At 58.4% G+C, this 26096-nt stretch carries 25 protein-coding genes; 15 read left to right on the forward strand and 10 right to left on the reverse strand.

Features of this window, described 5'->3' with window-relative positions; translation table 11 throughout:
* The first annotated feature begins 45 nt into the window (after positions 1 to 45).
* From CPPEL_RS00650 to CPPEL_RS11075, 5 genes are all read left to right on the forward strand, one after another.
* Positions 46 to 939, forward strand: a complete 894-nt coding sequence (locus CPPEL_RS00650; RefSeq protein ID WP_123959194.1) for a universal stress protein — start codon at positions 46 to 48, stop codon at positions 937 to 939.
* Positions 940 to 1161: 222 nt separating this feature from the next.
* Positions 1162 to 1422 carry a GlsB/YeaQ/YmgE family stress response membrane protein gene (locus CPPEL_RS00655; protein WP_123959196.1) on the forward strand — a complete coding sequence of 87 codons (261 nt, stop codon included), beginning with the start codon at positions 1162 to 1164 and terminating at the stop codon, positions 1420 to 1422.
* Between the two features lie 131 nt (positions 1423 to 1553).
* Positions 1554 to 2180, forward strand: a complete 627-nt coding sequence (locus tag CPPEL_RS00660; RefSeq protein ID WP_123959198.1) for a TetR/AcrR family transcriptional regulator — start codon at positions 1554 to 1556, stop codon at positions 2178 to 2180.
* A complete protein-coding gene (locus CPPEL_RS00665) occupies positions 2180 to 2929 on the forward strand; it encodes a class E sortase (protein WP_123959200.1) in 750 nt (249 codons plus the stop codon). Before CPPEL_RS00660 ends, CPPEL_RS00665 begins: the two co-directional genes overlap by 1 nt.
* Before the next feature lie 3 nt (positions 2930 to 2932).
* Complete coding sequence (locus CPPEL_RS11075; protein ID WP_164470334.1) at positions 2933 to 3085, forward strand: hypothetical protein; 153 nt, start codon at positions 2933 to 2935, stop codon at positions 3083 to 3085.
* Here the strand turns inward: CPPEL_RS11075 and CPPEL_RS00670 are convergent.
* The gene (locus tag CPPEL_RS00670; protein WP_123959202.1) at positions 3082 to 3594 is read right to left on the reverse strand and encodes a DUF2020 domain-containing protein; all 513 of its coding nucleotides are present in this window, start codon (positions 3592 to 3594) and stop codon (positions 3082 to 3084) included. The two genes, CPPEL_RS11075 and CPPEL_RS00670, sit on opposite strands and share 4 nt — an antisense overlap.
* Between CPPEL_RS00670 and CPPEL_RS00675 the strand changes: the two genes are divergently transcribed.
* Both CPPEL_RS00675 and CPPEL_RS00680 read left to right on the forward strand, forming a co-directional pair.
* Positions 3593 to 4783 (forward strand): sensor histidine kinase, encoded by a 1191-nt coding sequence (locus CPPEL_RS00675; protein WP_123959204.1) that lies wholly within the window; start codon positions 3593 to 3595, stop codon positions 4781 to 4783. The two genes, CPPEL_RS00670 and CPPEL_RS00675, sit on opposite strands and share 2 nt — an antisense overlap.
* Positions 4784 to 4818: 35 nt before the next feature.
* Positions 4819 to 5457, forward strand: coding sequence for a LuxR C-terminal-related transcriptional regulator (locus CPPEL_RS00680; protein ID WP_123959206.1), 639 nt, complete (start codon positions 4819 to 4821; stop codon positions 5455 to 5457).
* Between the two features lie 106 nt (positions 5458 to 5563).
* Here the strand turns inward: CPPEL_RS00680 and CPPEL_RS00685 are convergent, their stop codons facing one another.
* Positions 5564 to 6196: a DUF6474 family protein gene (locus CPPEL_RS00685; RefSeq protein ID WP_123959208.1), complete on the reverse strand. Its 633-nt coding sequence runs from the start codon at positions 6194 to 6196 to the stop codon at positions 5564 to 5566.
* A 72-nt stretch (positions 6197 to 6268) separates the two neighbouring features.
* Between CPPEL_RS00685 and CPPEL_RS00690 the strand changes: the two genes are divergently transcribed.
* Positions 6269 to 7720 (forward strand): TM0106 family RecB-like putative nuclease, encoded by a 1452-nt coding sequence (locus tag CPPEL_RS00690; RefSeq protein ID WP_245990462.1) that lies wholly within the window; start codon positions 6269 to 6271, stop codon positions 7718 to 7720.
* 3 nt (positions 7721 to 7723) lie between these two features.
* On the opposite strand, the gene CPPEL_RS00695 is transcribed toward CPPEL_RS00690, so the two are convergent.
* The 3 genes from CPPEL_RS00695 to CPPEL_RS00705 are packed head-to-tail and all read right to left on the reverse strand — an operon-like array spanning position 7724 to position 12176.
* A complete protein-coding gene (locus tag CPPEL_RS00695; RefSeq protein ID WP_123959210.1) occupies positions 7724 to 10306 on the reverse strand; it encodes a multicopper oxidase domain-containing protein in 2583 nt (860 codons plus the stop codon).
* A 33-nt stretch (positions 10307 to 10339) separates the two neighbouring features.
* Positions 10340 to 11527: an MFS transporter gene (locus tag CPPEL_RS00700; protein ID WP_123959212.1), complete on the reverse strand. Its 1188-nt coding sequence runs from the start codon at positions 11525 to 11527 to the stop codon at positions 10340 to 10342.
* Between the two features lie 46 nt (positions 11528 to 11573).
* Positions 11574 to 12176, reverse strand: a complete 603-nt coding sequence (locus CPPEL_RS00705; RefSeq protein ID WP_123959214.1) for a superoxide dismutase — start codon at positions 12174 to 12176, stop codon at positions 11574 to 11576.
* Between the two features lie 144 nt (positions 12177 to 12320).
* Here CPPEL_RS00705 and msrA point away from each other — a divergent pair, with 144 nt between their 5' ends.
* Positions 12321 to 13016 (forward strand): peptide-methionine (S)-S-oxide reductase MsrA, encoded by a 696-nt coding sequence (gene msrA / locus CPPEL_RS00710; protein WP_123959216.1) that lies wholly within the window; start codon positions 12321 to 12323, stop codon positions 13014 to 13016.
* Here the strand turns inward: msrA and CPPEL_RS00715 are convergent.
* A complete protein-coding gene (locus CPPEL_RS00715) occupies positions 12951 to 13637 on the reverse strand; it encodes a phosphatase PAP2 family protein (protein ID WP_123959218.1) in 687 nt (228 codons plus the stop codon). The two genes, msrA and CPPEL_RS00715, sit on opposite strands and share 66 nt — an antisense overlap.
* 126 nt (positions 13638 to 13763) lie before the next feature.
* Between CPPEL_RS00715 and CPPEL_RS00720 the strand changes: the two genes are divergently transcribed.
* Together CPPEL_RS00720 and CPPEL_RS00725 are read left to right on the forward strand one after the other, a co-directional pair.
* Positions 13764 to 14717 carry an L-lactate dehydrogenase gene (locus CPPEL_RS00720; RefSeq protein WP_123959220.1) on the forward strand — a complete coding sequence of 318 codons (954 nt, stop codon included), beginning with the start codon at positions 13764 to 13766 and terminating at the stop codon, positions 14715 to 14717.
* 30 nt (positions 14718 to 14747) lie between these two features.
* Positions 14748 to 15143, forward strand: coding sequence for a GtrA family protein (locus tag CPPEL_RS00725; RefSeq protein WP_123959222.1), 396 nt, complete (start codon positions 14748 to 14750; stop codon positions 15141 to 15143).
* On the opposite strand, the gene CPPEL_RS00730 is transcribed toward CPPEL_RS00725, so the two are convergent.
* Positions 15102 to 15770, reverse strand: coding sequence for a phosphatase PAP2 family protein (locus CPPEL_RS00730; protein WP_123959224.1), 669 nt, complete (start codon positions 15768 to 15770; stop codon positions 15102 to 15104). The genes CPPEL_RS00725 and CPPEL_RS00730 overlap by 42 nt on opposite strands.
* A gap of 87 nt (positions 15771 to 15857) precedes the next feature.
* Between CPPEL_RS00730 and CPPEL_RS00735 the strand changes: the two genes are divergently transcribed.
* Positions 15858 to 16511: a glycerophosphodiester phosphodiesterase family protein gene (locus tag CPPEL_RS00735; RefSeq protein ID WP_123959226.1), complete on the forward strand. Its 654-nt coding sequence runs from the start codon at positions 15858 to 15860 to the stop codon at positions 16509 to 16511.
* Here CPPEL_RS00735 and CPPEL_RS00740 read toward each other — a convergent pair.
* Entirely contained in the window at positions 16489 to 18057 is a 1569-nt protein-coding gene (locus tag CPPEL_RS00740) for an aldehyde dehydrogenase family protein (RefSeq protein WP_123959228.1), read from the reverse strand. The two genes, CPPEL_RS00735 and CPPEL_RS00740, sit on opposite strands and share 23 nt — an antisense overlap.
* Positions 18058 to 18099: 42 nt before the next feature.
* A complete protein-coding gene (gene betT / locus CPPEL_RS00745) occupies positions 18100 to 20250 on the reverse strand; it encodes a choline BCCT transporter BetT (RefSeq protein WP_123959231.1) in 2151 nt (716 codons plus the stop codon).
* Positions 20251 to 20494: 244 nt separating this feature from the next.
* On the opposite strand from betT, the gene betA reads away from it, so the two are divergent.
* The 3 genes from betA (at position 20495) to CPPEL_RS00760 (ending at position 24823) form a co-directional block, all read left to right on the forward strand.
* Positions 20495 to 22267, forward strand: coding sequence for a choline dehydrogenase (gene betA / locus CPPEL_RS00750; protein ID WP_123961175.1), 1773 nt, complete (start codon positions 20495 to 20497; stop codon positions 22265 to 22267).
* 33 nt (positions 22268 to 22300) lie between these two features.
* Positions 22301 to 23194: a DUF5926 family protein gene (locus CPPEL_RS00755; RefSeq protein ID WP_123959233.1), complete on the forward strand. Its 894-nt coding sequence runs from the start codon at positions 22301 to 22303 to the stop codon at positions 23192 to 23194.
* Between the two features lie 81 nt (positions 23195 to 23275).
* Positions 23276 to 24823, forward strand: a complete 1548-nt coding sequence (locus CPPEL_RS00760) for an alanine/glycine:cation symporter family protein (protein ID WP_123959235.1) — start codon at positions 23276 to 23278, stop codon at positions 24821 to 24823.
* On the opposite strand, the gene CPPEL_RS00765 is transcribed toward CPPEL_RS00760, so the two are convergent.
* Positions 24807 to 26081 carry an LCP family protein gene (locus tag CPPEL_RS00765; RefSeq protein ID WP_123959236.1) on the reverse strand — a complete coding sequence of 425 codons (1275 nt, stop codon included), beginning with the start codon at positions 26079 to 26081 and terminating at the stop codon, positions 24807 to 24809. The two genes, CPPEL_RS00760 and CPPEL_RS00765, sit on opposite strands and share 17 nt — an antisense overlap.
* Positions 26082 to 26096: the final 15 nt, after the last annotated feature.

Here is a 26096-nt window from a genome sequence, read left to right on the forward strand (position 1 = left end):
TGGAAGTGAGCCCCGGAGGTTCCGTGGCGTAGAAAGGGTTCCATCATGGAAAACATGGTCGTTGTCGCTGTCGATGGCTCTGATGCCTCAACCAATGCAATCCGTTGGGCCGCAAATACCGCGGCTAAGCGTGGTGTTCCCCTCAAACTCGCCGCGAGCTACACCATGCCGCAGTTCCTATACGCCGAGGGCATGGTGCCTCCGCAGGAGCTTTTCGACGAGCTCCAGTCCGAAACCATGGCACATATCGAAGCAGCCCAAAAGGTCGCATTGGAAGTAGCCCCCGATTTGAAGATCGGCTACGTCATTGCCGAGGGATCGCCCATTGACATGCTGCTTGAGATCTCCAAGGACGTCACCATGATCGTCATGGGCTCTCGTGGCTTAGGCGGGCTGTCTGGCATGGTCATGGGCTCTGTCTCTGCCGCGGTGGTCAGCCACGCGAGCTGCCCCGTGGTGGTCGTGCGCGAGGATAATGACGTCACCCCCTCCAATAAGTACGGCCCCGTGGTCGTCGGTGTGGATGGCTCTGAGGTCTCTCAGCGCGCCACCGAATTCGCCTTCGAGGAGGCCCAGGCACGAGGTGCGAAGCTCGTGGCCATTCACACCTGGATGGATATGCAAGTCCAGGCATCGCTGGCAGGGCTTGCTGCAGCCCAGCAGGAATGGGACACCATCGAAGACGAGCAGCAGCATCTTCTAGAAGAGCGCCTGGCCCCCATGCTGGATAAGTATCCAGACGTGGCCGTGGATATGGTGATCACCCGCGATCGCCCGGTGCGCGCGCTGGTAGAAAACGGCCGCGATGCCCAGTTGCTGGTGGTTGGCTCTCATGGTCGCGGTGGTTTCCGTGGCATGTTGCTCGGCTCCACCTCTCGTGCTCTGCTGCAATCGGCACCGTGCCCGATGGTGGTTGTGCGCCCCCGCGAAGAGTCTTAAATAGCCAAAAACGCGCCGTGTTCAACAATTGCTGAAATTGTTATATTCGGCGCGTTTTCCCTTATCCGGGCGAATTCAGAATGATAACAAAACGGTTCAAAGCCCGTTCTGCCCGGAAATGGCGTTGCTTTTTACTTAAAACCCATTAAAGTACCTCCTGACAGATAAACGTCAGCTAATCGCTCGGCGTTTCGTGTTTTAAAACAACAAAAGGAGATACTCATGCTCGGACTCGGTTTCTTTGGCTGGATCATCATCGGCGGCCTCGCTGGCTGGATCGCTTCGAAGATTAAGGGCACCGATGCTCAGCAGGGCATTGGCCTGAACATCGTTGTTGGTGTTGTCGGCGGTCTGCTCGGCGGCTTCCTGCTCAAGCTCTTCGGCGTAGACGTTGAGGGCGGCGGACTGATCTTCAGCTTCCTTACCTGTGTGCTTGGTGCTGTTATTGCGCTCAGCATCGTTCAGATGGTGACCAAGAAGTAGCCTGGCCACAATAGTTAAGCCAAAAAGGGGCGGTGGAGAATTGATTCCCACCGCCTCTTTTGCATGCCTAGACCGTGGACTAGACCAATCTGTTCAGTTATAGTGTGTAGGGACAAACAACGGAAAGGGTTCTGGCAGTGGCAGGCGAAAAACGCACGGGACGGTCGAGAAAGAATAGGCCCAGCCCACGGCAGCGCCTACTGGCTAGCGCCACCAGCCTTTTTAGTACAGAAGGCATCCGCGTCATTGGCATTGATCGCATCCTCAGAGAAGCTGATGTGGCCAAAGCCAGCCTCTATAGCCTCTTTGGCTCCAAAGACGCCCTCGTTATCGCGTATCTCGAAGCCTTAGACGAGCAGTGGCGAGCCCGCTACGCCGAGCGCACCGCCGATATGAGCACCCCGGAAGAAAAGATCCTGGCCTTTTTTGATCAGTGCATCGAGGAGGCCCCAGAAAGCGATTTCCGCGGCTCGCACTTCCAAAACGCAGCCAATGAGTATCCGCGCCCGGAAAGCGATTCTGAGCGCGGGATCGTCGAGGCAGTCCAGCAGCACCGCCGCTGGTGCCAAGACACCCTCACGGAGCTGCTCACAGAGAAAAACGGCTACCCAGGTGATGTTCAGGCCCAGCAGCTCATGATCTTCCTTGACGGCGGCCTGGCGGGCTCGAGGCTGAGCCAATCCACCGATAGTTTGCGCACCGCGCGCGAGCTTGCCCAACAACTGCTTTCGGCCCCTCCGGCGGACTACTCGATCTAATGAATAAGTTCTCACAAATCTGTGGCGAGATCCTCGCCACCGTTGGCGTGCTCCTGTTGCTCTTTGCCTTCTACGAGGCCTACTGGACCAATATCGCCGCAGGCCGCGCTCAAGATGAGGTAAGCGCAGAAATGCAGCAGCGTTGGCAAAACCCGCGCAGCCAGAAAAACCTCGAGCTTGGCGATGCCTTTGCCAACATGTACATCCCAGCCTTCGGCTCGGACTTCGCGTTCGCGGTGGTAGAAGGGGCTAATGACGAGGCCTTGCTCGCAGGTCCTGGCCACTACCCAGAAACGCAAATGCCCGGTGAACGCGGCAACTTCGCAGTCGCAGGCCACCGCGTGGGCAAGGGCGCGCCCTTTAATGACCTCGGCAACCTCAATAGCTGCGATGCCATCGTCATTGAAACGCGCGATAGCTGGGATGTGTACCGGGTACTACCCATGGGTACCGACCCAGCCACCCGAAGCCAAGAAGGCGCTGGCTGCCTGCACCCCGAGCAGGTTGGGCGCGTAGCCGAGGGAGACTATGCAGGCGTGCAAGGCCGCATCATCACCACCCCCGGTGATGTGGGCGTGATTGATCCCCTGCCCAATGTTGTAGACGTCAATATCGATGAACTTGAGCCGGTGATTACCCTCACCACCTGCCACCCGCAGTTTTCCAATGCCGAGCGCATGATTATCCACGGCATGCTCACAGAATCGCTACCCAAAGACGGGCCACGGCCCGCAGTGATGGAGGCTTAAACCATGTACGCCAAACTCTGGCAGGTACTGCCAGGTCCAAAGCCCGTCAAAGCACTGCTGGCCATCCTGATCGCCATTGCTGTGTTCTTCTTGCTCATGCAAGTGGTATTTCCCTGGGTATCTTCGCTGATGCCCTATAACGATGTGGCTGTTTAAAGCCCCAGGTTGTTAATCACTTCCTGGGCAATGAGCTGGGCTTTAAGCGATTGTGCCTGATCGCTCCACGCCACCACGGCCACAGGGCCGCGCTGCACAGCAAATACCGCGCCCTCAGGGCCACCGGCGCGTCCACCATCCCAACCACCAGGCAAGGTGGCAGGTTCGGTGCTATCAATGGGCGCTGCCCAATCCACCACCGCGCGGGCCTGCTCCTCATCGGGCATGTGGCGAATTAATACCGTTGCCTGGGGCAGATCACCATAACCCCAAAAACCACAGGCCGGGGGATCGAAACGCTCATCCACGCCGGTGCGCGTCACCTTCTGGCCGTTGGTTTCCGCCAACCATTGCGCATCAAGATAGGGGCATGGGGCGTCGACAAGCTCCGGCATGGTCTCAGGAGCAATGGCAGCGAGGCTTGGCTGTGAAGGCTGCGGCTCTGGGGCCTCAGGCGCGCTCGTGCAAGCACTCAGCAGCAGGGCGCAAGCGATTAGAGTACGTTTCATGTATCCCAGCCTAGAGACTGATCGCCGATTATTGCGCGCCGTGAACGTGCTTACCTCCGTGCTGCTGTTTGTGGCATTGATCGGAGTGATCGATCTCCACCGCCGCGACGCCATCCTCGCAGTCGTGCTGGCCTCCATCTTCGCGCTCGTCTACGCCTACGGCACCTATAAATCCATCCGCGGCGGCTGGCTCGAACTCGCCTGGCTAGCAACGCTGACCATCGTCTGGTCCGCCATGCTCGCGGTGCTGCCCGTCGCCGTGTACATGGTCTTTCCGCTGTTCTTCCTCTACCTACGCGCCCTGCCAGACATCCGCGGCATATTCGCCGTCTTTGGCGTGACCGTGGTCGCCATCGTCAGCCAATGGCCCAACCTCACCATCGGCGCCGTGATGGGCCCAACCGTCTCCGCAGCCGTCGTCATCGGCATCAACCTGGCACTCCAAGCCATCTGGCGCGGCGCCAAAGAACGCGAAGCACTCATCGAAGAACTCCTCGAAACACGCCACCAACTCGCCGATAGTGAACGCGCCGCCGGTATTGCCGCCGAACGCCAACGCATCGCCCACGAAATCCACGACACCCTCGCCCAAGGGCTCTCCAGCATCCAAATGCTGCTCCGCGTCGCCGAACAAGACATCAACCACCTCGACATCGACAACAGCGCCAAAACACGCCCCCTCCAACGCATCGAACTCGCCCGACACACCGCAGCCGACAACCTCAGCGAAGCACGCGCCATCATCGCCGCCCTCCAACCCGCCGCCCTATCCAAAACCTCACTCGACGGAGCACTCCACCGCGTAGCAGCGCAGGTGGAGGGCATTGAGATGGAAATTGATATTGAAGGCGACGAGCGCCAATTGCCCATGAGCACCGAAGCCTCTCTTCTACGTATATATCAAGGAGCAGTGGGCAATGTGCAGAAGCATTCGCAGGCCACCCGCTGCCGCGTGACCCTGAGTTACGAACCCACCGTGGTCCGCCTCGACGTGGTGGATAACGGCATTGGTTTTGATCCTGGGGCGCTAAGCTCCCGCCCGGCTGGTTTGGGCCATATCGGCATTGATGCGATGCGTTCTCGGGCCAAAGAGCAGCAGGGCGAGTTGGTGGTGGAGTCGGCACCTGGGCAGGGTTGTGCCCTTTCGGTGGTGTTGCCTATCCCTTCGGATGACCCGGGTGAGGGGTAAACTTGCCAGAAGTTCTCGTATGAAAGGGATAACAGATGATTCGTGTGCTGCTTGCCGATGACCACGAGATTGTGCGGCTTGGTCTTCGGGCCGTGCTGGAAAGTGAAAGTGATATCGAGGTCATTGGTGAGGTCGCCACTGCCGATGCCGCAGTGGCGGCGGCTCAGGCCGGTGGTATTGACGTGATCTTGATGGATCTTCGTTTCGGCCCCGGTATGGCTGGTACTCGCATGAGCAACGGTGCCGATGCCACCGCAGAGATTAAGCGCACGATGGAAAAGCCACCGCATGTGCTGGTGGTAACCAATTACGACACCGACGCCGATATTTTGGGCGCCATTGAGGCAGGCGCTTTAGGCTATCTGCTCAAAGATGCCCCACCGGAGGAACTCATCGCCGCGGTGCGCTCCGCAGCAGAGGGGGACTCCACCCTTTCTCCTACCGTGGCTAATCGGCTGATGACTCGCGTGCGCACCCCGCGAACCTCCCTTACACCCCGCGAGCTCGAAGTGCTCAAGCTCGTGGCCGCTGGTTCCTCTAACCGCGAGATCGGGCGCACCCTGCTGCTTTCAGAGGCCACAGTGAAAAGCCACCTGGTGCACATCTACGACAAGCTCGGTGTGCGTTCGCGCACCTCGGCGGTGGCCATGGCACGCGAACAAGGCGTGCTCTAGCCGGATCGCTGTTGGCAATAAAAAATGGGCTCCTGATTGGGAGCCCATTGTTGTGCGCGCTGCGGGTTAGCTTGGTGCAGACCGGCTTAGCCCGGTTCAGCCCGGTTTAGCCACGCAGTTTTTGTTGGATATGGCGAGCGAGCTCGTCAAGGTCCTTGGCAATGCTGCGGTGGCTGCGGGTACGCATCTCGGTGGTCATATTCTCGGCGTTATTCACTGCAGCTTCGAGATCATCAAGGCGCTCATCGGCATCGGTGACAAAGCCCTTGGGCAAATCACCCTGCTTGAGGCTATCGCGCATGCCTTCGATGCGGGCACGCAGCGGAGCGCCGTGGCCGGTGTAGTGATCGAGGTGCTCTACTTTGACGCCAAGTTGCTCGGCGCGCTGCTTATCTAATTGCTGGCGCAGCCACATTGCGCCGCGGTACAGCAGGGGTAGCGCAAAGGGGGCAATCGCGCGGGTGGCACCTGCGTAGCGCTTGACGTTGTCTTTATTAAAGCGCCCGGCTTTCATTTGCTCGAGCTTTGTTTCTGCCAGCTTGCGTTCGTGCTTGCGCTTGGCTTTGAGGCCTTTTTGCTCCGCTTTAACCAAAGCCTTTTCTTGCTTGGCTAGCAGCTTGTGCTGGCGGTGCTTGAGCTTGGAGGCTTCTTTTACTTCTTGCTTAGCGCGAGCCTTGGCGGCTTTGGCCTCTACCTTGGCTGCTCGGCGTGCTTTGCGGATTTTTTTCAAAAGTCCCATGGGTGCTGTCACAAACCTTTCCGTCGAATCAATTCAACACTACTCGTTTTCGTGCAATAGTCTGGATTCATTGTGAATGATGTGCAGAAGCCGTGGGCACCCCATGACCTGGTGGGGTGCCGATACCGCCGCGTGCAGCAGGAGCGTTTTCCTGATCTGCCGCCAACCGAGTCTTCTTTAGCCCGCCTTGAGCGCGTTGAAGAGGCTCGAGAAGCAGTCATGGCCTTATTGCCTACCGCCCCAGCTAGGGGTGATGCCAAGCGCTTTATCCGCATCGACGCTCGGGGGGATTTCTTTGCCACCCTTGAGGCGCTTGCGGCGGATGCAACGATGGTGACCAACGCCGTGCTCGAGGGTGAGGATCACGATAAGCCCTGGCAGGTGCACGTCGATGTGCTGGTGCGCAGGGCAAAGCAGCACTATATGCCGGTGATCATTAGCAATCACCGCATCGCCCGGCCTGATCCCAACAAAGAAGTGCCCACCATCCCCACCGCGCGCCTTGGCCTTGGCCAGCCCCGTAGTGTGCATGCGAAGATTCGCCATCACGCGGTGGATTCCTATGCGGTGGCGATGGCTGCGCGCGCTTTGGAGCGCATGGGCATTGCCTGCCCCGAGGGTGGGCTCATTGGCCAAAACCGCGCCCTGGCGTACATCATTGCCACGAAGAATCTGCAGCAGGGCTTAGACACCACGCTCCAAGGCCCAACCCCCACCCACGCCCACCGCGTGAAAGAGTGCGCAAGCTGCCGTTTTTGGCCGAAGTGCGAGGCGGAGCTTCAAGCCCGCGATCATGTTTCGCTCGTGCTTCCAGGCGGCCGGTCGAGCATATATCTAGAAGAGGGGATTGAAAGCGTCCAAGAGCTTATCGACGCCAACCTTGGCCTCCCCAGCCGCCTGGCACAGGCATGGCGTAACCATGAGCCGGTGCTCGTGACGAGCGAGCACCCCCAGCACCCGCGCCGCGATGTGGAAATTGATATTGATGTTGAGGCCTACCTGGATCAGGGGGCGTATTTATGGGGCACCTTTGATGGCCACGAGTACCGTCCTTTTGCCACATGGGGCGAGTTGGGTGGTGTTGAGGAGGCTGAGAATTTTGCGCGTTTTTGGGATTGGCTTATGCGTCGTAAAGCAGCGGCGGAGGGCTCTTTTGGCGTGTATTGCTATTCGGCGCACGGCGAGAATCACTGGCTGAAGTTTTCTGCTCGGCGTTTCCACGGCAAGTATCCGGGTGTGCCAAGTGAGCAGGAGGTGCGTGATTTTATTGCCTCTGATGAGTGGATCGATGTGTTTGCCCAGGTAAAAGCCCAGTTGGCTGGGCCTTTTGGGTTGGGGTTGAAGGTGGTGGCGCCGGTGGCGGGCTATCACTGGAAAGACGATATTGATGGCGAGGCCAGCGTGGATCTCTACCGCCAAGGCGCTCGGGAGACGCTGCTGCGCTATAACGCTGATGATTGCAAAGCCACCGCCGCGGTACGACGGTGGCTTGATGCGGGCGCGCCGGGAGTGCCAAGGGCCTAGGCGCTATTCGACGATGATCTGACCTTTGGCGCCGCGTTCTGCGTCGATGAATTGGTGGTTGACCATGGTGTAGGTGCCAGGTTCTGCAAATTCTGCTTCTACAAAACCGCCCTGTGCTGCCAGCAGATCCAGTGCCTGCGATGCGCCGCCGCCTTCTGCATTGCGCAGCAGGTAGGCGCCTTCTTTGTAGGAGGTATCAAATTGGGTGCCCACAATGTGGAAGCTCAAGGCCTTATTGGGGCCTGCGTTGATCAGCCAGAAGCGTGCCCTTTCGCCGCGCTTGATCTTGATGGGCTTGGCCAGGTACTGGTTTTCTAGGCCATTAAATACCACCGCGCTTGGAGTATTGGCTGCAAGTAAAGCGGTATCTACGGGGTTTTCGGGGGTGCTTTCAAGCCCGTAAACCTCCGATTGCACGAGGAAGTATTCGTGGTCTACTGGGTCGAGATCTGCGGGATCAATGATCAATGCCCCGTACATGCCGGCTGCAAGATGCAGGCTCATCGGCGCTGTGCCGCAGTGGTAGAGCCAGGCGCCCGCGTGCTCGGCGGTGAAATTATATTGCAGTGATTCGCCCGGTTCGATGGATCGCATCACGGGATCTGGTGAGACCATGCCAGCATGAAAATCTACTGAGTGGCTCATGGTGCCATTGTTTACCAGTGTGACTTCGAAGCGGTCGCCCACCTTGCCGCGCAGCACCGGCCCCATGAGCTTGCCATTAAAGGTCCAACGCCCGCGACTTTGATTCTCGCTAATGGGCATGGCAATTTCGGAAACATCGAGGGTGACCTTATGCACCTTCTGATCCTTCGCCGGGCGCAGGACGGGATCGATGATCAGCTCAGAGTTGAGATCATCTGGGTTCACCAGGGAGCTTGTCGACGCCTCCTGCTGCCCACCTCCAGCCTTCGGGGCGGCAACAGCGTCACCGCTAGGAACCACGCTTAATTCCATACCCATCTGCCTATGGCCTGCCACAGTGCACCAGCCCTGCATGGCCTCACTAATGGTGCCAACTTCTAAGGTGGCAGACTCACCCGGTTGGAGCCGGCCCGATTCCACGCCATTAGCAAACTTCAAGTCATGCGCTTGATCGCCGGTATTGGTGAAATTGACCCTCAAGGTATTGCCCTTGGGCACCTCTAATACATCGGGCACAAAGTGCATGCCCGATACTTCCACGTTGATCTCGGTGACTTCACCGGTGGCATCAACAGCTTGTGGAGCCGCCACAGTACTGTTTTGCCCGCCAGCGCCCAGGCCACCAAAACTTGCCACAGCGAGCGCAAGCACCGCCAACGCGGCGGTGGCCTGACCCCAGGCGGGGCGTGTTTTTGCCTCGATAGGCTCGCGCTTCTTGCGAATCACACCAAGCTGCGCTTTTACCGCCAGCGGAGTAAGCACCGCAAAGACGGCCAAAGAACCCAAGGCCAAAATGGAGGTGGTGACTCGCAGCCAGGAGTGATCGGTAATCAACCAGATGCCAAGGCCTACGTTGAGCAAGGTGGAGCGGAAAATGCCGGCTCTGTCATACACCGCCAGACCGGTGCGCGTAGCCGCAGGCCCGCCGCCAATATTGGAAGGCAACAGGTAGCTCATCACACCAATGAGCAACTGCGCGGCAAAGCCGATGAGCAGTGCCATCGTGGGCAAGTTGAGCTGCGAGAAGCTCGGGGCTGTAAGGCAGCGCACCGATAGCACCAGGAGGGAGCCGATCAGCCAGAGCGGGGCCATGGCCACCGAGATGCTGGAGAAAGTGACGCGATCGCGGGGATCGGCAAGCACCTTGCGCACCATGCCAAACCAATCCCAGGCGGCGATCAGCACGCCGCACAGGTACGTCATCAAACCAATGGCAGCAAAAGGTCCAGCTCCTAACAGCCCGCCGAAGACGGTATCGATCACGCCGATGGTCATGAGCGTGAGCACCAGCTTCGGGCGCTCACCGCCAGATTGCGTGCGCCAAATGGTGGGGAATAGCAGCATGAGCGTGCCGATGGCAGCAAAGCCGGTAAAGCCCAAAAGATTCACCGTGAGGTGGGCGAACTTCAGCTCCTCTTTCCAGCCCACATCCGCTGCCATCAACGCGCCAAAAAGGGCGCCAAAAGGAAGGAAAGAAGCAGAGCCGATATACGCCAACACGCAAGGCGCAAAGCGTTGGGTGCGATCAGCTCGCAAATATTGCTGGCCTAAGAACCAGGCGTGATACGCCAAAGAAAGCCCCACCACAGTCGCACCAATGCAGGTAAGGATCCAGTGCCCCGGTATGGCCGTGAATACCTGGCCAATGAGGGTGACGATGATGCCGATGTTGAGCACCCTGAATCGCAGCAACTGCAGGGGGCGGGTGGCGTCGTCAAGCTTCTGGTGCAAAAACTTTTCGGTGAAGTGCTGCGACCACAACATGATCGAATTGCTCAGCGCGCCGAGCGTGAACATGTGGATCAGCAGCCAGCGGTAGTTCGGGATAGCCCAATGCACCAGGCTGACCAGCACGAGTGCGATCAACCAAATCGTTACCGGTTTGGAGGCTTTGCGGTGCCAGGTAGACCGGGAGAAACGTCCGGAAGTTTGATCGCTCATAACCTTAAAGATTAAACCCCGGGTTTTTCCGGATCAACTGGCTTTGTGGCGCAAGAGCATAGACGCGGCCACCAGTAACACCGGCCACACCATAATCGAGGCGATAAAACCCACCCACGACAAAGAAGCAAAAAGATACCCCGAGAGCCAACCCACCACCGAGGAACCCACGTAATAACTGAGCAAATACATACTCGCGCCCTCAGCACGGTGATGCGTAGCAATACGCCCAACCCAACTCGACGCCGTGGAATGCACAAAGAAAAACGCCGCCGTAAAGATAAGCATCCCCAACAACGTGAGCCACAAATACGCAGGCATCGAAAGCGCAAGACCCAACACCATCGCGATCGCACCATAGGTGAGCGCCGGGCCGCGGCCCACACGCTGCATCCACGCACCCGCACGAGCCGAACTCCAAGAACCAGCCAAATAGAGCAAAAACACCAGACCAACCAAGGCCTCGGAAAGCCCAAAGGTGTCAATCATGCGGAAACCGACGTAGTTATACAACGACACGAACACGCCCAAACCCGCAAAACCGAAGAAGAACAACAACGCCAACTCCGGGCGACGCCAATGATCAACCATCGCAACCAGCTCCTCGCGAAGATGCAAAGCCCGAGGATGAAAACGACGCTGATACGGCAAAAGCCACGCCATCAACACAGCCATCACAAACGCCAACACCGCAGCCCCAAACAAAGCCCAACGCCACGACGTGACCTCAAGCAACAACGCCGGGATCATGCGGCCCAACAGCCCACCCAAAGCATTCCCAGAAATATAAATGCCCATCGCCCGAGGCTGATCCACCCCAGCGATCTCCTCACTAAGCCACGTCATCGCCACCGCAGGCACCCCAGCAATAAACACCCCCTGCAAACCACGCAACGCCACCAAAGTAGGTGCGTTTTGCGCCAACGGCAGCAACAAACCCAAAGACGTGGCCAAAAGCGCAGAAATAATCAACACCTTCCCACGACCAAAACGCTCAGAAAGAACCGACGCCGGAACAATGCACAACGCCAACGCACCCGTCGGCGCCGAAATCGTCAACGCCGCCGTAGTCGGACTGATATCCAACGCATGCGTCAACGTTGGCAACATCGCCTGCGTGCAATACAAAGCATTAAACGTGGCCAAACCCGCCGCGAGTAAGGCGATGACGGCGCGGCGGTAATCTGCGGTGCCTCTGCGGAGGCCTGAAGTATCGGACATAGCAAAACCCCCTTCTAGATATATATCTAGAAGGGGGAAAGTGGGCCTACTTTGCGGCAGCCTCGTAGCGAGCCTGCACGTCGTCCCAGTTGAAGACGTTCCATACGGCCTCAACGTAATCGGCCTTCACGTTCTTGTACTGCAGGTAGAAGGCGTGCTCCCACATGTCGAGCATGAGCAGCGGGGTGAGGTTTGCAGAGATGTTGCCCTGCTGGTCGGTGAGCTGCTCGACGACGAGGCGGCCACCGATGTGGTCGTAACCGAGTACTGCCCAGCCGGAGCCCTGGAGGCCGAGGGCTGCTGCGGAGAAGTGCTTCTTAAAGGCGTCGAAGGAGCCGAACTCTTCCTTGATGGCCTCTGCCAGTGCGCCGGTGGGCTCGCCGCCACCGTTGGGGGAGAGGTTCTTCCAGAAGATGGAGTGGTTGGTGTGGCCGCCGAGGTTGAAGGCGAGGTCCTTGGTCAGGGCGGTCACGGCGTCGCCGATGTAGCCGTTTTCGCGGGCGTCGGCCAGGCGCTCGAGAGCCTTGTTGGCACCGTTGACGTAATTCTGGTGGTGCTTGGAGTGGTGAAGCTCCATGATCTCTGCGGAGATGTGGGGCTCGAGAGCGTCGTAAGCGTAATCAAGTTCTGGAAGTTCGTACTTAGCCATGGTGGTTTCAGTTTCCTTTCGTATTTACTAATGTGCGCCACGCAAGTTGGCGACGTGTCCCCCATCATAGGAGATTCCTGGGAATATTCAAGGGGATGATCCGTTATCGTTATTGACTCGCAAATTTCTAGGAGGCTGCTTTTCATGGGATGGCTATTTGCACGAGAGCCCGAATTGGTCGACGCCGATCGAGCACTTAAGGGTGGGCGCCACCCTGTGTTGGAGCATCCGCGCCCGCACGCGGTACTGGGCACCTCGCTTGTAGGTCCTTGGGATGAGGGGCTGCGCGAACTCTATGTGGGCCTGGGGTGTTTTTGGGGCGCTGAGAAGCTGTTTTGGCAGATGGATGGGGTACATGTGACGTCGGTTGGCTATGCCGGTGGCATCACCGAAAATCCCACCTATAGGGAGGTGTGTTCGGGGCGCACGAACCACACTGAGATTGTGCACATCGTGTATGACCCAAAGCAGGTGCGTTTTGAGCAGCTCGTGGCCGCAGCCCTAGAAGCGCACGATCCCACGCAGGGGTATCGCCAGGGCAACGATGTGGGTACGCAGTATCGTTCGGCCATTTATACCCAGGATGCGCAGGAAGCTGAGCAGGCGGCTGCGATGGTTGAGGCCTATGGCAAGCGCCTAGAGCAGGAGGGCTATCCGCGCATCACCACCGAGGTCAAACCCCTAGCTGATACTCCGGCGGGCAGGTATTTCCTTGCAGAGGATGAGCATCAGCAGTACCTGCACAAGAACCCATACGGGTACTGCCCGCATCACTCAACGGGTGTGGCGTGTGGCCCTGATATTGCGCAGGATGGGCCAGAAGATAGCGCTGATCACTAGCAGCCACGCGGCGCCGATGAGCCATCCGGCGAGCACGTCGGTGAACCAGTGGTGGCCAAGCCAGATTCGGGATGCGCCCATGAGCAGGATGTAGATGCCTGCCAGGATGTAGCCGAGGGTGCTGGCGTACAAGATGGCGATGATGCCGAATACCACCACGGCATTCAGTGTGTGGCCAGAGGGGAAACTTGGTGCGTATTCGAATGGGGCGACCGCGAAGGTGTGTTCGGGGCGCGGGCGTCCCAGCCATTCTTTGACCAAGGTGGTGGTAAGCACCGAGCATGTGGCAGATAGTGCGGTGATGATGATGGGCCACCAGCTTCGCTTGGCCCAGGCCAGCCACGCCACTAGCACTGTGGCGATGGGGGCGGTAAAGGCCGTGGTGCCGATATTGGTGTACCAGGTCACCCACTTGGCAAGGGTATTGGAGCGGTCGTTGTAGGAGTGCTCGAGAAGTTGGTGGTCGAGTTCTGCGAGCCAGCCGCCGGCGGTGGCGTTGCGGTAGACCAGGGCGCTTATTGCTACGAGCACTGCGGCGAGCAAGACGTGGGTGATCGTGCGTCGCGCGCTGTAGCTTCGGGCGGATGGGGCATGCGTAGCGTGTGGGTTCTGTGCGTTCATTGTGGGAAAAGTGTAGCGGTAAGTGTGAAAATCACCTCAAATCGGGCATAAAGCAACACAAAACGGGCATAATGTGGGTGAAACCAAAACATCCGCCACAATGCGACACGTCTCACGGGAGAGAGCATGAACAAGATCGTTGGTAATAAAGTCGTCCTCATCGGCGCTGGCGATGTAGGAGTGGCCTACGCCTATGCGCTGGTCAACCAAGGCACCGTCGATCACCTGGCCATCATCGATATCGATGAAAAGAAGCTTGAAGGCAACGTCCAAGACCTCAACCACGGTGTGGTGTGGGCGCAATCGCGCACCAAGGTAACCAAGGGCACCTACGCCGACTGCGAAGACGCCGCCATGGTGGTCATTTGCGCCGGCGCTGCTCAGAAGCCGGGTGAAACCCGCCTGCAGCTCGTGGGCAAGAACATGAAGATCATGAAGTCCATCGTGGACGAAGTGATGGCCAATAACTTCGACGGCATCTTCCTGGTTGCCTCCAACCCAGTGGACATCCTCACCTACGCCGTGTGGCAGTACTCCGGCCTGGATTGGCACCGTGTGATTGGCTCCGGCACCGTGCTCGATTCCGCCCGCTTCCGCTACATGCTCGGCGAGCGTTACGACGTCGCGCCTTCCTCCATCCACGCCTACATCATCGGCGAGCACGGCGATACCGAGCTGCCGGTGCTCAGCTCTGCCACCGTGGCCGGTGTTTCCATGCGCAAGCAATTGGAAAAGAACCCGGGCCTAGAAGAGGAACTGGAAAAGATCTTCGAAGAAACCCGCGACGCCGCCTACAAGATCATCGACGCCAAGGGCTCTACCTCCTATGGCATTGGCATGGGCTTGGCTCGTATCACCCGCGCCGTGATCCACAACCAGGAAGTGGCCTTGCCTTGCTCCGCGCTGCTTGAGGGCCAGTACGGTGAGGAAAACATCTACATCGGCACCCCGGCTGTGATTAATCGCGGCGGCATCAACCGCGTTGTGGAACTGGAATTGACTGACCACGAACTCGAACGCTTCCGCCACTCCGCCAAGGTGCTGCGCCAGGTGCAAGAGGAATTCTTCCCGGCTCAATAGGGCAGAGGTTCTAGAAGTAGAATCTGTTCCATGCAGAAAAGTCTCATCGCAAAGGCTTCCACGTTTTTCATTATCGGAATCGTGGGAGCCTTTAGCGATTACGGCACCAGGGCTTTGTTGCTCGATCTAGGGGTCCTTGCTGCGTTGGCGCGCGCCGGCAGTTATATCGTGGGCAGCACGGTTGCCTATTATCTGAACAGTTTTTTCACGTTTGCCGGTGATCGATCCTTGGTTGAGAAAGCCAGGGCCGCATCGGTGTACTGCTGTTGCTTTGGGTTAGCGGTGGCAGTTGATGCGTTATTGAGACATGGCTTCCCGGAGACTCAGCACATTTTATTTTGGTCTTGGTTCTTCTCTCAGGCATGTGCCACCATAGTGAATTTCCTACTGCAGAATTACTGGGTGTTCGCTCACCGGCGCCCCTGAGCTCTGCTCAACACCGCCCGGGGCTTGAAAGCCCTTGAGTATGGGGCTGGCAGCTAAGGCCACGCCGAAGCCGATGAGGGCGGCGGCGATGATATCGCTTGGCCATTGCACGCCCAGGTACACCCGCGACCAGGCGGTCGCGCCGATGAGCAGGGTGGCGAAAAAGCCTGCGGCCAGCGCGACTTGTTTGCCTGCCACATGCAGCACGAGCAAGACGATGGCGCTGCTGAGTGCCACCACGCCGGTGACGTGCCCGGAGGGGAAGGCGTAGTTGAGTGCTGGGATCACTTGGAAGGCGGCGTCTGGCCTGGGGCGTTGGAAGATGAACTTCATGCCTTGGGCAAGCAGTGTGGCTGCGCCGACGACGAAGACGATATAGCTAAAGGCGCGCCGAGACGAGGTCACCCACCAGGCCAGGGCGCCGGCAAGCAGTGCGAAGCCGAGGATGCTCAGTGGCGTGAAGACGTTGCTCAGCGCCAAGGTGGCTGCGATCATGTGCTCGAAGCGGTGCTCGGCTACCCAGGTGAGCAGCTTGATGTCGATGCCTTTGATCACAGCGTTTGCGCTGAGCGCCCCGAGCATGATGGCGCTCAGGATCAGGAGGATGCCGCGCAATGGTGAATGCATAATGCGTGATCATCGCGCTGCTAGCTGGCAGCAGGCTGAATCCTGGCTGAAATTGCCGAGGCAATTGCTAAGGGATAGCGTAAGAACATGCACATTATCGCCCACCGGGGTTTTAGTTCCCGCTATACAGAAATGAGCGCCGAGGCCTATGAGAAGGCCTTGGAATTGCCCATCCACGGCGTCGAGTGTGATGTGCGCCTGAGTAAAGACGGGCAGTTGATGTGCTTCCACGATCCCACCTTGCTGCGCATGTTTGATGATCCGCGCAGGGTGGCGTCGACAAGCTCCAAAGAGCTCAGTGCCCTCGGCGTGCTGCGCCTTGATGAGCTGCTCGATATGGTCCTGGCCTACCCCAATCGCCACCTGTATATCGAGGCCAAGCACCCCACGCGCTTCGGAAGAATGCTCGAAGAGCAGATCGTGCTGCGACTTTGCTATCGCAAGCTTGTCGACGACCCACGCATGCACTACATCTCTTTTTCCACCGCGGGAACCAGGCGCATGGCCAAGCTTGCACCAAAAATGCACACCGTGCGGCTGCTGCGCGATTGGGAGTGGTGTGCCAAAGGCCAGGGGATTTCTTTGGTTCGTGGGCGTGCCAACCCAGAAAAAATCACGGCGAACACCTACATGTTCACCGTGAATGAGCCCGAAGATATCCGGTGGGCTCAGCAGCAAGGCCTAGGCATGCTTGCCACTGATGCCCCAGATGTGGCCCTTAGCCTGCAAACCAACCAGTAACCGCCGGGGCGATGTTCTGATAGACGTGCTTGTGTTCCTGGTACTCGGCTAGACCAGTTGGGCCAAGCTCGCGGCCATTGCCGGATTGCTTCATGCCGCCCCACTCGGCCTGTGGCAGGTAGGGGTGGAAATCATTAATCCAAATGGTGCCGTGGCGCAATCCGCGTGCCACGCGCTCAGCCTTGCCAGCATCCTGGGTCCACACGGCACCAGCCAGGCCATATTCGGTGTCATTGGCCAGCTCGATGGCCTCCTCTTCGGTGCTGAAGGTCTCAATGGTCACCGCGGGGCCAAAGGCCTCATCGTGTACGCAATCCATGCTGCGATCGCACTGATCAATCACCGTGGGCAGGTAGAACCAACCCTTGCTCAAATCGGTGTTGCCGGTGCCGTGGCTGCCCTGGTTATCCTCAGCCTCGGCCACGCGACCGCCACAGAGCACCTTCGCGCCCTGCTCGCGTGCATGATCCACATAGTCGGCAACCTTCTGGCGGTGCTCCTTGGAGATCAACGCGCCGGTTTCGGCATCGGCATCGGCAGGGCCGCCGAGCTTGATCTTCTTGGTCCGCTCCACCAGTGCCTTCACAAATTCATCGTGGATCGATGCTTCTACGATGATGCGCGAACCTGCCGAGCACACCTGGCCGGAGTGCACGAAGGCACCATTGAGTGCATTATCAACGGCTGCATCGAAATCGGCGTCGGCAAAAATCACGTTGGGGTTTTTGCCGCCAAGCTCCAGTGCGGTGCGCTTAATCGTCTCCGCTGCATTGCGCGCAATGAGTTTGCCGGTGGCCAAACCGCCGGTGAAAGAGACCATATCCACCAATGGGCTGGTAGAAAGCGGATTGCCGCAGCGCGCACCTGCGCCGGTAATTAAATTGCCCACGCCTTTGGGCAGGCCGGCCTGCTCAAGCACGTTCATCAACATCATCGCGGTGTGCGGGGTGAGCTCTGCCTGCTTGAGCACAAAGGTATTGCCAGCAGCGATCGCGGGCGCCACCTTCCAAGACACCTGCAGCAGCGGATAATTCCAGGGGGTAATCAAACCGCATACGCCCACCGGCTCTGCATCGATGCGTGAGCGAACCGAAGGATCGCCGGGATCAACCACGCGCCCTGCGCCGTGCTGGGCAAGGGTGCCAAAGTAATCAAAAGCATTGGCAATATCGTCCATATCTGCCTCGGATTCCGGCAGGCGCTTGCCGGTATCTGCCGATTCCGCAGCAGCGAAGGCGTCCTTGTGCTCGCGGATCAGTGCGGCAGTGCGAAGCAAAATCTTGCCGCGCTCAACCGCCGGGGTTTCAGCCCATGAGCCTTCGTCGAAGGTGCGGCGTGCTACCTCGATGGCGCGCTGTGTATCAGCCTCGCTGGCTTCTGAAACAACACCAACTTCTTCGCCATTGGCTGGGCAAGTGATGGTGCGGGTGGCGCCGTCTGCGGCGGGCTGCCACTGGCCATCGATATAGAGCGAGGCTGGGCCTTCGCTTTGATACACACCTTCAAGCAATGCGCACTGCGTTGGGTCGAAAAAAGTTGTGCTCAATTCAAGTTCTCCTCGGTTGGATTGATGGTTGCAAAAACGAGGCTAGTCTTTTCGCCAGTCCATCACAGGGCTGGCTCCGCCAGACATATCAGAGCGGCCCGGGATATCCCTTTGCATGTGCAGGAATTCCAGGTGGCGTTCATACAAGTCCAGCACATTATCAATCAACTGCTCTTGGGTATAGCCAAAGACGTCATAGCCCAAAGAACCAGTGTGGTCGAAGACCTCCAGGCGGTAATACACCTCGCCGCCAACGGTGTTGCGGGTAAAGGAGGGCACGGGATTTTCAACGGGGAAGAGCTGGTAGCGGAAGTTTTGCTCCTCACCCAGATCCACCGTGAGATCCAGCGAACGAACCGGAATATCGCTTACGGCAGAAGAAACGAGGTGGGTATTCAGCCCGCGATCGCGCAGCTCCGCAGCAACCTGCTCAAGTGCAGGCTGCACCGTCTGTTCCAGATAGTGCTGGCAGCGCTGCGCACTCGGCCACGTATTGGCCCTGCTGAGGCGCCTACGCCAAGTGGTGGCATGAGAGCCCGAATCACTACGGCCCGACATGGCTGCGTGCAAGGCGATGCCGCGGGCTGCCGATTGGGTGCCTTCCATGCGGAAGGAGCGGATCAAACCAATCATGATCAGATACATCACGATGGAAAATGGCAGCCCCATCACCACCGTGGCCGACTGCACCGTGGTCACGCCGTCGATCTGCAGCAACACCACGGTAAGAAGACCAACGAGTACCGCCCAGAAGATACGCGACCACACCGGACCGTCTTGGGCGCTGTGATCAGTTTTTGAGGTGAAGTTACTCATCACCAAAGCACCGGAGTCGGCGGAGGTGATGTAGAGCAGCAGGCCGATCAAGGTGGCCAAACCGATCAGGAAGAAAGAGCCCGGGTAGGTGGCCAAGAGATCGTAGAAGCCGCGCTGCGGCTCGGCCATCGCGGCATCGCCGAAGGCCTCATCGCCACTGCGCACCAGATCGAGTGCGGAGTTACCAAAGAAGCTCATCCACAGCAGGATGAAAACAAAGGGGATGCTCAAGGTGCCGAAGATGAATTGGCGCAGGGTGCGACCGCGAGAAATGCGGGCCAAGAATAGGCCAACAAAGGGCGCCCAGGCCACCCACCAAGCCCAGAAGAACAGCGTCCATGCGCCCATCCACTGCTTGGTGTATTCGGGATCCTCGGAGAATGCGAAGGTGTCCATGGTCATGCCTGGAAGCGAGGAGACGTACTCGCCAATATTCATCACGAGACCATCCATGAGGAAGGCCGTCTTGCCGGCGATCACGATATAGGCCATGAGCACCAGTGCCAGGCCAACATTGATCTCACTGAGCATCTTGATGCCCTTATCCACACCAGAGACAGCCGAGATGGTGGCAACGCCTACCGAAAGCACCACGAGTGCAATCTGGGCTGCTTGGCCTTCGGGAATATCGAACATCACCTTCAGCCCGTAGTTCAGCTGCACCACGCCAATGCCGAGCGAGGCGGCCACACCGAACACGGTGCCGAGCATGGCTGCAACATCCACGGCATCGCCGATCGCACCCTTGGCGCGCTTGCCAAAGATCGGATACAGCGCCGAGCGGATGGCAAGCGGCATATTCAACCGATAGGCGTAGTAGCCAAAGGCCATGCCCATCAGCGCGTACATGGCCCAACCGGTAAAGCCGTAGTGGAACAGTGCCCACACCACTGCTTGGCGGGCGGCCTCGCGGGTTTCGCCTGCTCCTACCGGCGGTGCGTAATACTGCGTGACGGGTTCTGCCACGGCGAAGAACATCAGATCCACGCCGATGCCTGCGGCAAAGAGCATGGCGGCCCAGGAAAAGAGCCGGAATTGCGGGCGGGAGTGATCAGGGCCGAGCCTGATCGTGCCGGTTCTGGCAAATGCCACCGCCAGCACAAAGATGATCACCACGGTGCCGGTGAGGATATAAAACCAACCGAGGTTGGTAGCGATCCACCCGGTAACGCTGCCAAGCGCGGCCTCGGCGCTTTCGCCGCCAAAGAATGCCCAAAGCGTGACGGCGAGGATGCCCGCTGCAGAGGCGATGAAGACTCGCCAATTGGTCTGAGCTGCTCCTTTGTCAGCATCTTTTTGGGTGCCGGCTCGGTATGAGCCAACAATGACTTTTGTTTCCGGTTCTGTGTTGCTGGGTCGTTGTTCTTCCACTCGCATCACCTTCTGCCTTGTGTTTACTAGCCTTAACCTGCATTAGGATACACAGGCAGGGGTATTTTTCTGGCGTTAGCCTTTGTGCATGCTTTTTGGCAGAATGGAAAAGGTTAGCCCAAAATGCCAGTTCGTTCAGGGGTGGCGGGGGTAAAAACTGCCCCAGAATCGGGCGTTATTTTGGGTATAAAAGTGAAAATTCGGAACAAGGGAGGCAACTCGCGTGTCTATTCAAGATCAATTCCGGGCACTGCAGCAACGCTTCGGTGCAAAACATGACACCGAAGGCGAAGTGGTAGAAGATCGCCGTCGCGATGTGGTGATCGTTGGTGGCGGCTCCGCCGGTTCGGTGCTGGCCAATCGCTTGAGCGAAGACAGCGACACCGACGTGCTGGTGCTTGAGGCCGGACGCATGGATTCGCTGTGGGATCTCTTCATCCACATGCCGGCGGCCTTTTCCTTCCCCATCGGCAACAAGCACTACGACTGGGGCTATGAATCTGAGCCCGAGCCAGAGATGAACGGCCGTCGCATCTACCACGCCCGCGGCAAGGTCCTCGGTGGCTCCTCCTCCGTCAACGGCATGATCTTCCAACGCGGCAACCCCATGGACTACGAAAAGTGGGGCGCGTTGCCAGGCATGGAGCACTGGGACTACAAGCACGTGCTGCCGTACTTTAACAAGATGGAAACTGCCCTCGGCGCGGACCCAGAAGATCCTCGTCGCGGACACAACGGCCCGCTCAAGCTCACCCGCGGCCCGGCTACCAGCCCACTGTTCCAGGCCTTCTTCCGCTCCGTGCAAGAGGCAGGCTATAACCTCACCAACGACGTCAATGGCTACCGCCAAGAAGGCTTCGCGCCTTTTGATCGCAACATCCTTGGCGGCAAGCGCCTCTCTGCTGCGCGCGCCTACTTGCACCCAGTAATGGACCGCAAGAACCTCGATGTGCGCACCCGTGCCTTTACTACCCGCGTGCTCTTCGAGGGCGAGAAGGCCGTTGGCGTGGAATATGAGTGGAAGGGCAAGAAGCGTCGCGTCTTCGCCGATAAAGTCATCTTGTGCGGTGGCGCCTTCAACACCCCGCAACTGCTGCAGCTTTCCGGCATCGGCAATAAAGAGGTGCTGGAAAAGGCCGGCGTAGAGGTGAAAAAGCACATGCCTGGTGTGGGTGAAAACCTCCAGGATCACCTTGAGGTGTATGTGCAGTACAACGTGACCCAGCCGGTGTCCTCGCAGCCCTACCTGAAGATGTGGCGCCGCCCCTTCATCGGTTTGCAGTGGCTTTTGAGCAAGAAGGGCCCTGTGGCTTCCTCCCACTTCGAGGCCGGCGGCTTTGCTCGCTCCAACGATGACGAGGCCTACCCAAACCTGATGTTCCACTTCCTGCCCATGGCAGTGCGTTACGACGGCACCGTGATTGATAGCCCGCACGGCTTCCAATTCCACGTAGGCCCGATGTACTCCGACACCCTTGGCCATGTGCACATCAAGTCTGATGATCCTAAAGAAAAGCCAGAGATCATCTTCAACTACCTGGCTACCGATCAGGATCGCCGCGAATGGGTCGAGGCCGTGCGAGTATCGCGCCGTTTGCTCGATACCAAGGCCATGAAGGAATACACCGATGGGGAAATCTCACCGGGTATGGATGTGCAAAGCGACGAGGAAATCCTCGAATGGGTGCGCAACGACGCCGAAACTGCCCTGCACCCCTCCTGTACGGCCAAGATGGGTAGTTCCGAAGATGAAATGGCAGTGGTGGATCCTGAGACGATGCAGGTCCACGGCATCGATGGCCTCTATGTGTGCGATGCCTCCGTTATGCCCATCATCACCAACGGCAATATCTATGCCCCGGTGATCATGATGGCCGAGAAGGCCGCTGATCTGATCCGTGGCCGCAAGCCACTTGATCCCATCGACGTGCCCTTCTACCAGGCAAAGAAGGATATGCCCTTGTACGCCGAGGGTGAGCGCGTGCGCGATCACGTCGAGCGCATTGAGGGTGCCTGGCACTAGACCTGCCGCGTGAAGGCGGTAAGTTTAGAAAGCATGGCTAAAAAGAAGAAGCAAAAAGAGCAACTGCCTGAGGGCATGAGCCGCAGGCAGGCTAAACTTGCCGCCCGCGCCGCAGAGCGCGCCAAGTACGAAAAGGATCCGCGCCCCTACGAGGGCTTCTCCTTCGAGACGGATCTTGTGGCCCTGCAGGAATTTGTGCCCTCCGCGATTGCGAAGGCACAAGCCAAGGGCAAGGAAGTCAACCTTTGCACCGTGCTGCCCGGTGGCGGCGCGGCATTGGTGCGCGAAGATGGCAGCATCTTTGTAGCCCTGCAAACCCAGCAGCGCTCCCAAAACCCGCATCGCGACCTAGCCTTCGCGCTGTCTTGGGCGCTGGAGGCCAAGCCGGGCAGCGTGCTTGAAGTGGGCGTGGCTGATGGATCCCAGCCGAAGCTCGAGGAGCTTTTAGAGCAAGATCAAGAGCTTCAGATCGAAGAATTCCACGATTTCAACTGGTGGGTGCCGGACCCCAGCATGATTACCCCTGAGTATGCCCAGGGGCTGCAAATGGCCAATGAATCGGTCTTGCCTTCGCAGCGCGTGGAGGCACCGGCTACCGCTTGGTGGATCAATCCCGGCGAGAAGGCGCATATCCGTTGGGTGCGCCCCGAGGCAGAAGATGCGTTGATGAAGGCGCTTGCCCGCGTTGCTGCACGCGATGAGCTTCACTTAGGCGAAGGCTCTAAGTTTGCCGGCGTGTTCCGCACCCATGGTGTGTTGGTGCCGGTGTGGGATCTTGATCCCGAGCGTGCCCCTGAAAGCTACGCGGAAGATCTCAAGGCTTTGGATGCCAAGCTTGCTCAAGAGCTTGAAAATGATGCGCCTTTGAATGCGGAGGAGCGTCGTCGGGTAGAAACGATTAACTCCCGACAAGTGACGATCCGCTAAGTTTTACCCCCGCGAGATGTGCGCCACAAAACCTATCGGGCTATAGTCATCTGAAATTCGACTAGTAGATAGGATCGGCGCATGGCGGATTTCATTGATGCCCTCAACGGGCTTGTGTGGTCCAAAGGACTCATCTTCCTTTTGCTCGGCGCTGGTGCGTACTTCACCATCAGCACCGGTTTTATGCAGATCCGCTGCATCCCAGACATGATGCGGCAAATTCGGCACGGCGAGAAGTCTGAAAACGGCGTCTCGTCGTTTCAGTCTTTGATGATGTCGCTGGCAGGGCGCGTGGGCGTGGGCAATATCGCCGGCGTAGCCACCGCGATCGCCTTCGGCGGACCAGGTGCTGTGTTCTGGATGTGGGCCGTGGCGCTGCTTGGCTCTGCCACCTCCTATATTGAGTGCACCTTAGGCCAGATCTTTAAAGAGCAAGACCGCGATACCGGCGAATACCGCGGCGGACCTGCCTACTACGTGGAAAAGGCCTATAAGCACACCAAGGCCGCGCCCTTCATGCTGGTCTATGCCTTGATCTTGGCCGTCGTGATCATCGTATCTACCAGCTACTTCATGCCGGGCGTGCAGGCCAATGGCGTCTCTGCTGCCGTAGAAAACGCCTGGAATATTGATCCGAAAATCACCGCCGCCATCCTCGCTATCGGCCTGGCCGTGATCATCTTCGGTGGCGTGAAGCGCATCGCCACCTTCGCATCTATGGTCGTGCCTTTTATGGCCGCCATCTACATCGTCACCGCCTTGGTCATCCTTTTTAAAAACTATGACCAAATCCCGCACGTGTTCGGCTTGATCTTTAACTCCGCCTTCGACCACGAGGCCGCCTTCTCCGGCTTCTTGGGCATGGCCATCTTGTGGGGCGTGAAGCGCGGCCTGTACTCCAATGAGGCCGGCCAGGGCTTCGGCCCGCAGCCTGCTGCCGCCGCCGAGGTTTCTCACCCCGCCAAGCAGGGCTTTGTGCAGTCTTTCGCTGTGTATGTAGACACGCTCTTTGTGTGCTCGGCTACCGCCTTCATCATCATCTCCACCGACATGTACAAGGTGTTTGAAGGTGGCGCCGAAGACGGTGCCGTGCGATACCAAGGCGCACTGCCAGAAGGCGTGCCGGTAGGCCCTGGCTTTGTGCAATCCGGCCTAGATACCTTCGCAGCAGGTATTGGACCAAGCTTCGTGGCGCTGGCGATTCTCTTCTTTGCCTTCACCACGGTGCTTGCCTACTACTACCTGGCAGAAACCAATGCCGCCTACCTCAACCGCTGGGTGAAAAACTCCAAGGCCCGCAAGGCGATCATCTTCGTTATGCGCATCCTGGTGATCATCTCGGTGATCGTTGGCGCCACCACCACCCCCGGTGCCGCATGGGCGCTTGGCGATATCGGCGCAGGTGCCACCGCCTGGCTCAACGTGATCGCAATTCTGATTATCCAAGTACCTGCACAAAAATGCCTCTGGGATTACCGCAAACAAAAGAAAGCCGGGCTTGAACCCGACTTTGATCCAGAGGCACTGGGTATCCGCAACGCCGACTTCTGGGTGGAGCGCAAGCGCATCATGCGCGAACGCAACCTCCCCAATGGTGCCGTGGTCAGCACCGTTAACGAAGAGAATTAAAAAGCTCCTGTGCTGCAGGCTCATCCCACAACACCACGTTGCCCACATCAGTATCGGCAAAACCGCCGACGGGCACCGTGGTTGTTTCAATTCCAGAGTGCATAGCAAGACCCACCCTGGCCAAGTGCCACACATGGTCTTTCTTATCCACCGTAAAAGCTCCGGCCACAGTAGAGATGGTGGGCAGGACACGGAAGGGGTTTAAAAAGGTAGAAGGAGAAGTGAGCTTATTTACCAGCGCGGTGAAAAACTCACGCTGCCGTTGCACCCTATCCAAATCACCCATCGAGGTAGCACGGGTACGCACATAGCCCAAGGCCGTAGGGCCATCCACCTTCTGGCAGCCAGCCTGGATATTGAGGTTGGCCAGTGGATCGTCGATAGGCTCAGGCGGGCAAACCTCAATACCACCTGCGGCATCTACCACATTGGCCAAACCACCCATGCCGATTTCGGCATAGTGATCAATGCGCAAACCGGTGGACTCTTCTACCGTTTGCTCCAGCAGCGGCGCACCGCCCAAAGAGAAGGCCGCATTGATCTTGTCCATGCCATAGCCAGGGATATTCACATAGGAATCGCGAGGGATGGACAACAAGGTGGCTTTGCCAAAGGTGGGCAGGTGCAACAACATGATGGTGTCAGTACGCATGGAACCGATATCGCCACCGGTGCCTAAACGCTGCACGTCTTCTTCTGAAAGATCGTTACGAGAATCCGAACCCACCAACAGCCAGTTCGTGCCCGCAGTATTAGCAATGTGCTGCGGAGGTTGCGCATCGATGCGGTTGAGCTTGGTATCTACCCACAAGCCACCAAGAACGATCAACACCAACACCACAGCGACGATCCGGCGAAGGGTGCCCAAACACCCCAGGCGACGCCGCGGCTTTTGGCGGGCAGGAGCAGCGCGCTTTGGTGCCGGTTGAGCAATCGAGGGTGAAACCTGCACCGGCTCGGGGCGACGGTACTCCTGGCGTGGCTGAAACTGACTCGGCGCCACATACTGCTGCCGGGGAGGCTGTTGGCGCGGCATCTGCTGCTGCGGAGGCTGCGGAGCCTGCTGGCGCGGTTCGCTGCGCCGCGGTGGCCGCTTGGGCGCTTGCTTGGCTGCGGCATCACCACCGGCCTGCTGCCTGGCGCGGCGTGCTTTTTCTAAACGATCCGGATCAATACGGAAGCCCTCTTGGCGCCGGCGAACCGGGCGACCATAACGGTCGCGGATCGGCTTGCCGTCGGCGTCGTAGACATAATCCATAGCTCTAGCGTAGTA

This window comes from Corynebacterium pseudopelargi, from assembly GCF_003814005.1.
GTDB classification, from domain to species: domain Bacteria; phylum Actinomycetota; class Actinomycetes; order Mycobacteriales; family Mycobacteriaceae; genus Corynebacterium; species Corynebacterium pseudopelargi.